11 protein-coding genes are annotated in these 12,543 nt (G+C 34.8%); all 11 read right to left on the reverse strand.

The window, feature by feature from the left end; genetic code table 11:
* Positions 1 to 233 precede the first annotated feature (233 nt).
* Positions 234 to 914 carry a hypothetical protein gene (locus ACLMCG_RS17730; RefSeq protein ID WP_413960634.1) on the reverse strand — a complete coding sequence of 227 codons (681 nt, stop codon included), beginning with the start codon at positions 912 to 914 and terminating at the stop codon, positions 234 to 236.
* A gap of 7 nt (positions 915 to 921) precedes the next feature.
* A complete protein-coding gene (rfbD, locus tag ACLMCG_RS17735) occupies positions 922 to 1,785 on the reverse strand; it encodes a dTDP-4-dehydrorhamnose reductase (RefSeq protein ID WP_223601457.1) in 864 nt (287 codons plus the stop codon).
* Between the two features lie 48 nt (positions 1,786 to 1,833).
* Positions 1,834 to 2,319 (reverse strand): acyl-CoA thioesterase, encoded by a 486-nt coding sequence (locus tag ACLMCG_RS17740; protein ID WP_413960635.1) that lies wholly within the window; start codon positions 2,317 to 2,319, stop codon positions 1,834 to 1,836.
* Between the two features lie 70 nt (positions 2,320 to 2,389).
* Positions 2,390 to 2,893 carry an OmpH family outer membrane protein gene (locus ACLMCG_RS17745; protein ID WP_223601456.1) on the reverse strand — a complete coding sequence of 168 codons (504 nt, stop codon included), beginning with the start codon at positions 2,891 to 2,893 and terminating at the stop codon, positions 2,390 to 2,392.
* Between the two features lie 67 nt (positions 2,894 to 2,960).
* On the reverse strand, positions 2,961 to 3,515 hold the full coding sequence (locus tag ACLMCG_RS17750) for an OmpH family outer membrane protein (protein ID WP_047424847.1): 555 nt from the start codon (positions 3,513 to 3,515) through the stop codon (positions 2,961 to 2,963).
* Between the two features lie 8 nt (positions 3,516 to 3,523).
* On the reverse strand, positions 3,524 to 6,058 hold the full coding sequence (bamA, locus tag ACLMCG_RS17755) for an outer membrane protein assembly factor BamA (RefSeq protein WP_223601455.1): 2,535 nt from the start codon (positions 6,056 to 6,058) through the stop codon (positions 3,524 to 3,526).
* A gap of 28 nt (positions 6,059 to 6,086) precedes the next feature.
* On the reverse strand, positions 6,087 to 6,836 hold the full coding sequence (locus ACLMCG_RS17760; RefSeq protein WP_047424845.1) for an isoprenyl transferase: 750 nt from the start codon (positions 6,834 to 6,836) through the stop codon (positions 6,087 to 6,089).
* Position 6,837: 1 nt separating this feature from the next.
* The gene (locus ACLMCG_RS17765; protein WP_223601454.1) at positions 6,838 to 7,728 is read right to left on the reverse strand and encodes a DUF6089 family protein; all 891 of its coding nucleotides are present in this window, start codon (positions 7,726 to 7,728) and stop codon (positions 6,838 to 6,840) included.
* Between the two features lie 213 nt (positions 7,729 to 7,941).
* Positions 7,942 to 10,440, reverse strand: a complete 2,499-nt coding sequence (locus tag ACLMCG_RS17770; protein WP_413960636.1) for a polysaccharide biosynthesis tyrosine autokinase — start codon at positions 10,438 to 10,440, stop codon at positions 7,942 to 7,944.
* Positions 10,441 to 10,442: 2 nt separating this feature from the next.
* On the reverse strand, positions 10,443 to 11,312 hold the full coding sequence (locus tag ACLMCG_RS17775) for a polysaccharide biosynthesis/export family protein (protein ID WP_374200570.1): 870 nt from the start codon (positions 11,310 to 11,312) through the stop codon (positions 10,443 to 10,445).
* 38 nt (positions 11,313 to 11,350) lie between these two features.
* Positions 11,351 to 12,469, reverse strand: a complete 1,119-nt coding sequence (locus tag ACLMCG_RS17780; protein ID WP_223601451.1) for a glycosyltransferase family 4 protein — start codon at positions 12,467 to 12,469, stop codon at positions 11,351 to 11,353.
* Positions 12,470 to 12,543 lie beyond the last annotated feature (74 nt).

The following is a 12,543-nucleotide window of genomic DNA, read 5'->3' on the forward strand; positions in this document are numbered from 1 at the left end:
AATGTTTCTAGCTTATCTAAAAGCTCTTCTGCGCTACTGTCTTACTCTCGTTTTCAGTGGGGCAAAGATAGAAACTTACTACACACTACACAACTTTATTTAACATAAATTTTACCGTTTCGTAATATTTAACCCTAAACAACTGAAACAAAGGAAGAAAAATTTTAAACAATTTTCCTCAGTATTAATCTATATAAAGTAAAATCAGCAATAATGCTGTTACAGACTACTTCTTAAGGATTGTTTTCTTTGTAAATTGCGCTCAAAAATTCGGCATAAGACTTTTCCAGACCAATAATATCGCCGGATTTAAGATTCAAACCACCTACTCCTGAGTTATCCGGCTTTACTTTTAAAGAGGAAACCTGAAAATATAGGTTATCATCATTCGCTTTTGGCTGAACTTTGATAGTAGAACCTAAAAGTCTCTTGGTAGAAATTGTATAGATTTCTTCTGGAACAACTTTTAATTTTAAAAATGATCTTGGAGAGATGGTATAGTCTTTGCGATTGATGCTTATTTTCTGATCTTTTTCAGAGGAAGCAAATATGTACATCTCGCCATGCTGTGTTGCTAACTTTTCTTTAGGTGTATAATATAAAGCAATCTTATAATTGGCAGCATTGAATGACTGAGCTGTCCCATCTACATTTTCGAAAGGTTTTAATTCAAAAGTATTAGCACCGATTTCTTTTGCTTTTTTATAGACTAAGGAAAATATAAGCGCATCATCTTTTGAAAAACCCTGAACTTCTACTTCTCCTAAATAAACGGCATCTGCAGCGGCTGCTTCTTTTTTATAAAAGAATTTATCCTGATTATCATTTGTTTTTTCAACCTTAGTCAGATAAACATTTTGTGCATTCCACAGCTGGATACACAATACTGAAAAGATGATTACAATATTCTTCATATATATATTATTGTTGTGAAAGTGTATCAACACATTCTTCAAGACTGTTTTCCCAATGTTTGGGCTCTATTTTGTAAGTTTCTTCTATTTTATCTAAAGACATTGTACTTCTTACAGGTCTTTTGGCAGGTGTTGGATACTGTTCGGTTGTTAATGGATTCAATTTTATTGAAGATTTTGAAAATTCAGCAATTTTTTTGGCAAATTCAAACCATGTAGTCTCCGGATAGTTTGAGAAGTGGAAAACTCCGTAGGTTTTATGGTGAGCTTCGATAATGTCCATGATAGCTTCTGCCAGATCATTTGCATTGGTTGGCTGCCCAAACTGATCAGCAACTATTCCCAATTCTTTTTTCTGAGAGAACAGGTTCAGCATTGTTTTCACAAAATTCTTATTGAACTCTGAGTATAGCCATGAGGTTCTCAGAATAATTGTTTTAGGATTAATTTCCAGAGCAAGCTCTTCTCCTTTTCTTTTTGATTCTCCATATACTCCTATTGGATTGGTAAAATCGTCTTCGGAGTATGGAAGGTTTGTAGTTCCATCAAAAACGTAGTCGGTAGAAACATGAATCAGGATAGTTTTATAATCTGCACACGCCTGCGCAAGATGAGCTACACCGTCGGCATTTACTGCAAAAGCTTTTTCTTTTTCTGTTTCAGCCAGGTCTACCGCTGTATATGCTGAAGCATTGATGCAGTAATCAGGTTTGTTATCATAAAAGAAGTCATTTACCTGGTCTTCATTGGTAACATCAAGAGTGGATGAGTCTGTAAATAAGAATTCATATTGATGTTCAAAGTCCGGAGCTATTTTTCTAATGCAGTTTCCTAATTGTCCGTTGCTTCCTATTACTGCTATTTTTTTCATTTATATATTATTAATTTTTAAGTTGGAATTTTCAATAAGAGTTGCTGATTAAGAATTTTTAGCATTTTGACTTCTTAAAAACTTCACTCTTGACTGGAAGTCTTTCTGGATCAAATCTACATAAAACTTATCGAAAATTTCTTTGACATCTTCAGGATGAACTTCAGATTTTCTTGTTTTGACATTGAAATAAATAACAGTTACCCAGAGTACGGCATGAATTGTTTTTTTATCTAAACTTTTCATCAGGATTTCCACTTTTGCAGTTCTATCCTGTACATCGATGGTTTTGCTGCTGATTACGACCTGGGTGTTATATCTTACTTCTTTTAAATATGCTATTTCATTTTGAATGGCAATCCAGGTACAGCCGGTTTTCTTGGTATATTCTTCGTATGTAAATCCATAAAATGTTTCTACATGATCTTCTCTTGCATTGAACATATAATCAAGATATTTTACATTATTCAAATGTCCGATCGGATCGCAGTCACTAAACCTGACTTTTACCGTAGTTGATACTTCTTTTTCCATTCCGCAAAAATAAAAAAACCACCTCTAAAAGAGGTGGTTAGTTTTATAAATCTTTGTTAATTTGCTGAAATTATTGAATTCCTAATTCTTTCTTTACAGCTGCAGTAGCATCTGCTCCTGCCTTATAAAGGAATGCTGGTGAGTTTGCATCCATAATGTAGTCATATCCACTAGCTTTAGCTACTTTCTCTACTGCATCATTCAGTTTTTTCTCAACCGGTCCGAAAGCTACGTCTTGCTTAGCTTGTAGATCTTTTTGAGCTTTGTCCTGCATTTGCTGGATTTCTTCAGCTAATTTTTTCATTTCAGCTTCTCTTGCTGCGTTTTCATCAGCTGTTTTTTTCGGAGCTTCTGTCTGATATTGCTGATATTTAGTTTGAGCTGCGTCTGCTTTTTTCTTAATCTCAGCCTGTTTTGTATCTAAGAATGTTTTAAGATCAGCATCTGCTTTCTTTTTCTCCGGCATAGCGTTAAGAACTCCCATTACATCTAAAGTAGCAATTTTTTGAGCTTTTGCCATACCTACAGATACAACCATCATTACTGCTGCAAATAATACACTTAATTTTTTCATAATTGGTAAATAAATAATTTAATTTGTTTTTAGATTTTAAAATATAGCAAAAGTTAATTTTTTAAACTTATTTTTTGCCTTTGCTATTTGTTTTTTCTTTCTTATCTGTTCCTTTCAGCAAAACAGACAATACTTTCTCGGTGTAATCATATTTAGACTGAAGGAAGATAACACTAATGTTATTGCTTTTATCAAGAACTATGCCCAAGCCATTTTTTTCGGACATTGTTTTGATGGCTCCCCAGATCTGATCCTGAAAAGGCAAAACAAGGTTTGTTCTCAGTTTTGTAATCTCACCGTTAGCTCCAAAACGTAAGCTAGTAGTTGTTTTAATATTTTTATCAAGGTCTACAACTTCTTTTTCTCTCAGTTTAAGCTGGTCTCCTATCAATAATACTTTTTCACTTTCGAAAGCAGCTTTTTTTCTTTCATATTCAGATTGAAGATTTTGAAGTTCCGACTCCCAGGTATCGATCTGAGAATTCAGTCTTGCTTCAGCTTCTTTATACTGAGGTAATTTATTTAAAATTTCATTAGTATCCACCACTCCGATTTTCTGGGCATTGCTGAATCCAAAAAGCAAAAGTAATGCGAATGTAAAAGTTATTTTAAAGTGCTTCATATTTGTAATTATAATGTTTGGTTCATCAAGAAGTGGTTACGCCATCCTGATTTATCACCTGACAATGTCTTATCAAGACCAAGTGCAAAGTCAAATCCGATTAATCCAAATGCTCCCATATATACTCTTACACCAATTCCGACTGACCTTTTCAATTGGAATGGACTGTAAGAACTCCATGAGTTCCATACGTTCCCTCCTTCAGCAAATGTCAATGCATAGATTTTTGCAGTCTGGCTCATTGAGATCGGGTATCTCAATTCTAAAGTAAATCTGTTATAGATTGTACCACCACCTGTCTGGGTAATATCATCTGCCTGACCTCCTTCTGTACTGGCATTTTCATATCCTCTTAAAGGAATCAATTCTCTACCGTCATATCTACCTCCGAAAAGTCCTGTACCTCCCATATAGAATCTTTCAAATGGCGGAGCTCCCAATTTACTGTTATATCCGTCCATGAATCCCATTTCTGCAGAAGATCTTAAGACAAGCTTTCCAATGATTTCATTGTATACATCTGCCTTGAATTTAATCTTATAGAATTCCATCCACTTATATTTGTCAATAGCTGACATTGTTGAGTAGTCTTTCTTTTTAAACAATGAGTATGGAGGTGTCAGTTTTGCTGAAAGCTCAATATTGGATCCCATTGTCGGGAAGATTGGATCGATACCTGCCGAGTTTCTGCTCAACCCTAAGTTGATACTGAAGTTATTGGCTGTACCATTATTTTCTGTTGTATTTCCAAACTGGAAAGGATAGTTATTGAAGTCATACTTCTGGAACTGTAATCCTGTATAAAGTGAGAAATAATCATCCGGCCAGTTCAATAGTCTGTTCAAACCTGCTGAAGCGGAGAAAATATTCAATTTCTGAGCAGCTCCGTATTGGTCTGTATATCTCACTCTGGAGTTGTTCAAACTTACAGAAAGGGCTGTTGCTCTTGTACCAAATAACCAAGGTTCTGTGAATGATACTCCATAGTTCTGGAAGTACTGTCCTGCCTGAACCTGAATTGAGAAGGTTTGCCCGTCTCCCTGAGGTACTGGTTTGAAATCTTTAAACTTAAGGAAGTTCTTTAATGAGAAGTTATTAAATGTTAATCCTAAAGTACCGATGAAGCTGTTACCACCATAACCCGCCTGCAACTGTACCTGAGAAGAACCTTTCTCTACCAGTTTCCAGTTAATATCCACGGTATTATCTACCTGATTTGGCTGAATATCCTGTCCGATCTGCTGAGGGTCAAAGAATGACATCCCTGCAAGATCGAAATATGTTCTTTTAATTTCTGTTTTCTTGAATAGCTCTCCCGGTTTTGTTCTCAGTGCTCTAAGAATTACGTGGTCATGGGTTGTAGTATTCCCCTGCCATGTTACTTTATTCCAGGTAGCCTGTTCTCCTTCATTAATTCTAACTTCAAGATTTACAGCATCTCCTGATACTGATTTTTCAACAGGTGTAACATTGGAGAAAAGGTAACCATTGTTCATGTAAACAGATTTGATATCTGAGTCATCTTCTTTACCACCGTCTTCTCCTACTTTTTTGTTGAATCCTACAGCATCGTAAATATCTCCTTTCTTGTATCCTAATAATCTTTGTAAGTATTCTGTAGCGTAAACCGTATTACCTGTGAACGTAACGTCCCCGATGTAATATTTTTTACCCTCGTTAAGTTTTACATTGATTTCGTAGTTATTTCTTTTGTTTCTCCAAACTGAATCGGAAACGATTTTTGCGTCTCTATATCCCAGAGAGTTATAATAACTGATAAGACTTTGTTTATCTTCCTGATATTTATCTTCAATGAATTTTGAGGATTTCAAAATACCACCGATACCGAAACGTTTTTGTTTTGTTTCTTTGAAAGCTTTGTTTCTAAGCTTGCTATCGGTTACATTTTCGTTTCCTTCAAATTCAATATGATCAATCTTAATTCTTTTTCCCTTTTCTACATTGATGGTCCAGTCTACTAAAGCAGGGTCTCCCGCGTTTACTTTATCCTGGATGCTGATTTTGGCATCTGCAAAACCTTTTTTAATATAATCTTTAGGGACATTTGTTTTAAGACTAGAAACTAAGTTTTGAGTAATCTTAGTTCCTGGTTTAAGGTTGTTATCCTTTGCCAGTTTTTCACTTTTAGATTTACCAATTCCTTTTCCTGCAAATTTCACTTCTCCAAGTTCTTTCAGATCCTGTAAGTGAAATTTCAGAACGATTGTCTGTCCTTCAATGCTTTGAACATAAACTTCCACTTCAGAAAAAGATTGGGTATCCCAAAGTTTTTTAACAGCATTACTGATTTTCTGTCCTGGAATGTCTACGCTTTCTCCCTTGGTAAGACCTGTAAATCTTAAGATCTGAGCTGGTGTATATTTTTTTACCCCATCTACAACGATGTCTTTAAGTGTATAAGTGCCTGCCTCATTTTCTGCGTGAACAGCATTATTTACTTTTGTGCTGTCTTGTGGAGTTACTTGTCCATAAAAATGTGCAGAAGCAGCAAACATAATGATGGGTAATAGTCTAAACTTCATTTTATCGAGTCTTTCTTTTCTTAAAATTTTATTGGCCTTTTACTTGCTCACCGGTTAAACCGTATCTTCTTTCTTTGTTTTGATAATCAACAATACATTGAAAGAAAATATCTTTGGTAAAATCCGGCCACAGAACATTTAAAAACTGCAGTTCTGCATAAGCGATCTGCCAAAGCAGGAAATTACTTATTCTTATTTCACCGCTGGTTCTGATCAGTAAATCTACAGGAGGAAAATCTTTTGTATAAAGATAGCTTTCAAATAAATTTTCGTTAATATTTTCTATCTCTACTTTTCCTTCTTTTACATCAGAACTTATATTTTTAACGGCCTCCAATATTTCATTTTGAGAGCCATAGCTTATAGCCAATACAAGGTTTCCTTTTGTGTTTTCTTTTGTGAGTTCTACCACACGCTCCAACTGCTCTTTTACTAAAACAGGCAGTTTTTCCAGGTTCCCTATCACGTGCATTCTTAATCCTTTGCTGAAGATTTCTTCTGCCTCAAGCAGTAAGGTCTCTACCAACAGGTTCATAAGAGTATTCACTTCTTCAGTAGGACGGCTCCAATTTTCTGAAGAGAATGTATAAAGTGTTAGGTAAGGGATATTAATCTCATTACAGGCATTAATAGCATTTCTTACTGCATTAATGGCATTTTTGTGACCGAAAGTTCTTTCTTCGCCACGAGATTTTGCCCATCTTCCATTACCATCCATAATGATGGCTACGTGTTTTGGTAAATTCTCAGAATTTATTTTATCTTTAATCAACGACATATTATTCACAATAACATGGAGGTCTTCCGAACGAATACGTAAGTCCTAAACTGAAAGTATTCATCCAGTCCTTCGATCTACTATCTCCAATATTTCTCTTTTTAATAAACTCTGCTTCTCTTTCCTTAGAAACTGCATAATAATTTCCTGACTGCAATAATGAACCTCCTGTTGCCGGGTCCAAAATATCTGTATTAAAAGAAGTTTTTACATCTTTGTCAAGGATCTTACTATGATCCAACTGATCTGTCAATGTATATCTGAACGTAGCTTCTGCAAAAATTGCCCAGGAATGGTTGAATTTATACTTCAAACCTACTCCAAAAGGAATATGCATTGTTACTTTTTTCCCTAATGAATAGTCTGTTTTCGTAGTGAAATCCAATTCATTGATTGGAGCCTGCGCCACACCATCCGCATCTCTTCTGAAATCATTCATAAGAGTAGCTTTAGGAGCATCAAACATCAAAGCACCAACACCTCCGAAGATATAAGGGCTTAGCATGCTGATCTGCTCATTATTTACCGGGAAAAAGTTATATTCAAACATTAAACTCGCCTCATACACATTGTTTTTTCCGTATGAGTTTCTATTTCTTCTATAATCTTCTTTCGCAGCTTTATCACTAAACTGAACCTGGTTGTATCCTAAATCCAATCTAACGGTCTGATGCGGGTTAAAATTAAATCTATATAACAAACCTCCATAAAATGGGATGCCCCAATCTGACACTCTGTTTAAATCCAACGGCTTCTGTAAAATATAATTTGTCCTTCCTACATCTCCCACTAGGTTACTCATACCTAGACGAACTCCCAATTCGTTTCTTTGTGCTTTAACACTTACCACTCCAAGGAAGGCAAGGAAGCTAAACAATAATTTTTTATTCATAAAAGAATATGGATTTATGGTTATTTTAAAATTTAATTTTTGCAAATATAAAACATTTTTATATTAATGATAATCTTAATGTTTAGTTAAAAATAAACAAAAAAACATAATTTGTTATAAAGTAAACGGCAAAGTGGCAAAAATATTCTTTTTTTCATAGAATGAAAATACATTAAATATGAAAAAACCCCCATTAAATGAGGGTTTAATGCTTTATTTTTTATTAAATAATACCTGTACTTTATTTCTGATCCTAATCAATAATGGCTCTTTATAATTTTTATCTTCATCAAAATATCCGTAACCATAGCCATATCCGTAGCCATAACCGTAACCGTAGCCCTGTTTCGTATTATAATCATTATAAACAAGGCCTAAATTATCAATTTCATCATTATGATACTTTTCCGTAATCATTTTCAGCATGTACTTTTCTGTGTATTCATGACGCACAACATAAATATTGGCATCAGAATGTTTCATCAGCTCGTACGAATCCGCTACTAATCCTACCGGTGGTGAATCTATGATAATGAAATCATATTTTTCTTTAAGCTCTTCTATAAATTTGATATTTCTCTGGCTCATTAAAAGCTCAGAAGGGTTTGGTGGGATTGGCCCTGAAGTGGCAACATCAAGATTTGGAATTTTTGTTTTGTTGACAATCTGATCAATTCCTACCTCTCCGGTCAGATAATTGGAAATACCATATTTATTATCAATCTTGAAGTCACCGAAGATTTTTGGTTTCCTAAGATCCATTCCCAATAAGATGGTTTTTTTATCACTTAATCCTATTACTGATGCCAGATTAATGGAAATATAAGTCTTCCCTTCTCCTCCGATGGATGATGTGATTAGTATGACCTTACCTTTTTGGTCCTCATTATCCATCAAAAATCTCATATTAGCTCTTATTCCCCTGAAAGCTTCTGATACAGATGATTTTGGCTGTTCAAGAACGGTAAGCATATTTTCATTGTTGTTATTTCCGATAACCCCAAGAAGTGGAATTTTTGTAGCACTTAAAAGTTCTTTGATATTTCTGATCTTGTTGTCAAACACCTGACCGACAAGGATAAATAACAGTGGAAGCAATAACATTCCTGAAATAATAGCTGTTTTTGCCAATTTCACATTAGGTCCAATTGGTCTTTGTCCTAAATTTTTAGCCGGGTCAATAACCGTTATATCAGACTGATTGGTAGCCATTCTCATTTGAGTATCACTTTGTCTGCCCAAAAGACTGTTATAAGTAGCTTCAATCATATTATAACCCCTCTCTGCATCCAGATATCTCCTTTCTTTTTCAGGATAAGTCGCTAAATCAGAATTGGCTCCAGCCATTTCACGATCTATTTTATTGATTTCTTCGTAATATCTGTTATAATAGTTTCTCAAGCTATTGGACGACCCCATTCTTGCTTCATCAATAAGCCTGTTGATTTCTCTCATTGGTTCTGATGACGGCTTATAAATAGTAGCCATTTCTGCTTTTTTGGTGTATAAAGCTTTAAGTTCGGAAACCGTTGCTGAGAAAACACCATCTTCAAAACCTGCCGCATTAGTTCCAATCATTTTATCGAAATTCTGAGACTGAAGTGTATTCTTGATATTGTTCAAAGAACTGATTTTACTGATGATATCAGCTTTTTTAGCTTCAAGTTCTTTTATTTTTTCAAGAGATTTTTCGTCTCTGTCTTTAATATTATAAAGTTTTTCAGAAGTCTTTAAATAATTGAGCACATTTGCGCTTGAATCAAGTTTTTTACGGATGTTCGCAAGGTTGTCTTTTAAGAAAATATCTGTATTCTTATTAACAATGTTTTTATCAGCAAGTCTCTTTTTCTGTAGTTCTGCAACGGATTTATTCAGGAAATTAACTGTACTATTAAGGTTATATCCTGTTTTAGTAATAATCATAATAGACCTGATTTCTTTATCAAAGTCTACTCCTGTGGTAGAAACAATTTCATTTACACTCTGGTTGACAGAGTTCAGGTTAATGATAATATTATCCAGCTTAATTTTGGTAGGAACAGGGTTTTGAAGCAGTCTGAATCTCAGGTTAGGAGAAGTATACCATTCATTAATTTTAATAGTTTTATCCGCTGGCCTTCCATAAGAGTTGATATCCTGGAATCCTTCTACTTCATAGTTATATAAGTTCGTAGACTCTCCTTCTTCAGGCAAAACGACTTCATAAGAACCATTTCCTTTTGGTATCAGCGTAATAGGATAATTAATCTGCTGAAGGTGCTTTTTATCGATCTGAAGAAAAACGGGTGAGTCATCTTTGTCCAGATAAGTAGATTTTATAAGACCTTTGGTAGAATAGTTCACAAAAAGATCTAATTCTTTCACCAAAAATTCGTTGTGAGATCTGGATAAAAGCATTTTTTTCAAATAAAGCCCGTCCTGATTTCCTGTATCTCCCCAGATAAAGTTAATAGACTGGTTAGATTGAGTTGGCAGAAATTCGGAAGCTTTACTTGAGGTACTTAATGATAAGTCTGATGCAAAAATATTTTGTGCATAATATTTACTGTACACCCAGGCCATGGCATATCCAATGATAAACATCAATACAAACCAGTACCAGTTTTTAAGAATCCTTCTTAAAAAGTGTTCTAAATCAAATAATGCAAATGTCCCGGATTTATCTTTCTGAGAATTATTCTTCTCTGCAGTGTTTACTCTTTCTGGAATCATGGCTAAAGATTTTTAAGGAGTAAATAGATAGATAATGCAGTAGTAATTACAGAAACTCCTGTAGTCAAAGTCTGGATAGGATCTTTTCCGAATCCATTCAAGCTTTTCGCTCTTGTATTCAGATAGATTTCATCTCCGTTCTGCACATAATAATAAGGAGAGTTCATAAGGTCTTCACGGGTAAGATCTATTTTGGCAATTTTGATTCCTTCCGGAAGTTTTCTGTGGATAACAACTTCTTTTTTATCAATAGTTCTGTTCAATCCACCATTAATGGCCAATGCCTCAGTAATGGTAAGGGTATTTTTGTGGGCTACTTTTTCGCCTGAAAGTCCTGTAGTTTCCACGTCACCAAGAATATAATAGGTAATACCATCTGTATTCAGTCTTACTTCAGATTTACCTTCCTGGAAATTTTCATTTACTTTATCCTGTATTTCTTTTGTAATATCATCAAGAGTTCTTCCTTCCGCTTTTATATATCCGATTCCGAATACATTGATATCACCATTAGAGTCAACCTTGAGTCCGTTAAAATAAAAGTTCATATTTCCGCCTCTGTTTCCACCAATTGTGGCTCCTACAGCTCCTCCGCCTGACATTGCGGAACTTGTTGCACCTCCGCCTGAAACTCCGCCTGAAACATTGTAAGAGGAATAAAACTGTGCGGCATCACCTTTGGGAGTCGTTACGATATTAAGATTAAGGATGTCATTTTTGGTAATCCTGTACACGGGAATATTGTACGGGATAAGACCTTCTTCGTTAATGACAAGGCTTTCGCTTGGTTGCAAGTACCTCACATCTTTTGTTGTGATACATGAGGTAACTAAAAAAGGGAATATTAAAAATAAATACTTAAAATTCTTCATCATATTTGAATATTGTTTACAAAAGTAATATTTAATTGTTAATTTTTGTTATTTCTTAATCGATATAGCAAATCTGGCAGATAAGCTCCGAAAAAGCCTAATGAAATAATCACCAATAATAACAGATTGACATCAATATGTCTTAAATAATAAGCAACTCCCACAATCATTAAATAGTAAAGAATGATATAAAAAGTAGATCTCCTGTGGGTAAGATTTAGCTTCAACAGCTTGTGGTGAATGTGATTTTTATCTGCATCGAATGGTGATTTCTTATTATAAAGCCTTATGAATATTACATTTAAGGTATCTACGATCGGAAGAATCAGGATCGCTACAGCTACTACAGGAGCAGACTGAAGGTGATATCTTGGTACATCTGCAAGGTTTTTATCAATAAAAATATCTATGAAGCAAATGGAAGTGAAGGCCAGCAAAAAGCCCAGCAGCATGGATCCTGTATCTCCCATAAATATTTTACGGGTACGATAGTTGGACAAATTATAGTACAGGAAAGCCAATACAGTCCCAATAATAATAACAGATAATACGACCAGCGGATAATTATATTCTCCTAATCGGTAATAGCTTATTCCAAATAAGGCACTGCAGATTACAGAATAACCACCTGCCAATCCGTCTATCCCATCGATCAGGTTGAAAGCATTGATCAGAATGATAAAGGTGATGATACTGAACAGGACACTTATGAAATACTCCAGCTCATACACACCAAATATTCCAAATAAACTTCTTATTCTAATATCTGAACCAATAACCACCAGTGAAGACACGACAATTTGTGCAACAAGTTTCTTATAAGCCCTCATCACAACAATATCATCCATTACCCCTACATACAGCAGGATAATCAATGAGGCAAATAAAAATTTGTAAAGGTCAAACAGCTCATAGGCAAAAATAGAAGCACAGATTCCTATTGAATAGAAAATGGCAATCCCACCAAGGTTAGGAATTTCTCTAAGATGCGAACTTCTTATCCCAGGCTCATCCATCAGATTCTTCCTTCTCGAGATCTTGACGATGGTAGGAATAGAGAAAAAGGTAATTAAAAAGGCGAATACGAAACCAAGTCCTATTTTTATATAGAAAATAGGTATTCCCGATCCGCTTAAGAACAATTCAAAATTTTTCATTCTTTCTTATTCAGCACTTGTATTTCTCAATAAAAACTCATAATGCAGGACTTCTAAAGAACTTCATCATCATT

This window comes from Chryseobacterium sp. S90 (assembly GCF_047444895.1).
Taxonomy (GTDB): Bacteria; Bacteroidota; Bacteroidia; order Flavobacteriales; family Weeksellaceae; genus Chryseobacterium.

Coding starts and splice junctions, on each gene's coding strand:
- ACLMCG_RS17780 (WP_223601451.1), bottom strand. CDS start 12,469: ATGAAAAATTTTGAATTGTTCTTAAGCGGATCGGGAATACCTATTTTC.
- rfbD (WP_223601457.1), bottom strand. CDS start 1,785: ATGAAAAAAATAGCAGTAATAGGAAGCAACGGACAATTAGGAAACTGC.
- ACLMCG_RS17740 (WP_413960635.1), bottom strand. CDS start 2,319: ATGGAAAAAGAAGTATCAACTACGGTAAAAGTCAGGTTTAGTGACTGC.
- bamA (WP_223601455.1), bottom strand. CDS start 6,058: ATGAAGTTTAGACTATTACCCATCATTATGTTTGCTGCTTCTGCACAT.
- ACLMCG_RS17760 (WP_047424845.1), bottom strand. CDS start 6,836: ATGTCGTTGATTAAAGATAAAATAAATTCTGAGAATTTACCAAAACAC.
- ACLMCG_RS17730 (WP_413960634.1), bottom strand. CDS start 914: ATGAAGAATATTGTAATCATCTTTTCAGTATTGTGTATCCAGCTGTGG.
- ACLMCG_RS17775 (WP_374200570.1), bottom strand. CDS start 11,312: ATGAAGAATTTTAAGTATTTATTTTTAATATTCCCTTTTTTAGTTACC.
- ACLMCG_RS17750 (WP_047424847.1), bottom strand. CDS start 3,515: ATGAAGCACTTTAAAATAACTTTTACATTCGCATTACTTTTGCTTTTT.
- ACLMCG_RS17745 (WP_223601456.1), bottom strand. CDS start 2,893: ATGAAAAAATTAAGTGTATTATTTGCAGCAGTAATGATGGTTGTATCT.
- ACLMCG_RS17770 (WP_413960636.1), bottom strand. CDS start 10,440: ATGATTCCAGAAAGAGTAAACACTGCAGAGAAGAATAATTCTCAGAAA.
- ACLMCG_RS17765 (WP_223601454.1), bottom strand. CDS start 7,728: ATGAATAAAAAATTATTGTTTAGCTTCCTTGCCTTCCTTGGAGTGGTA.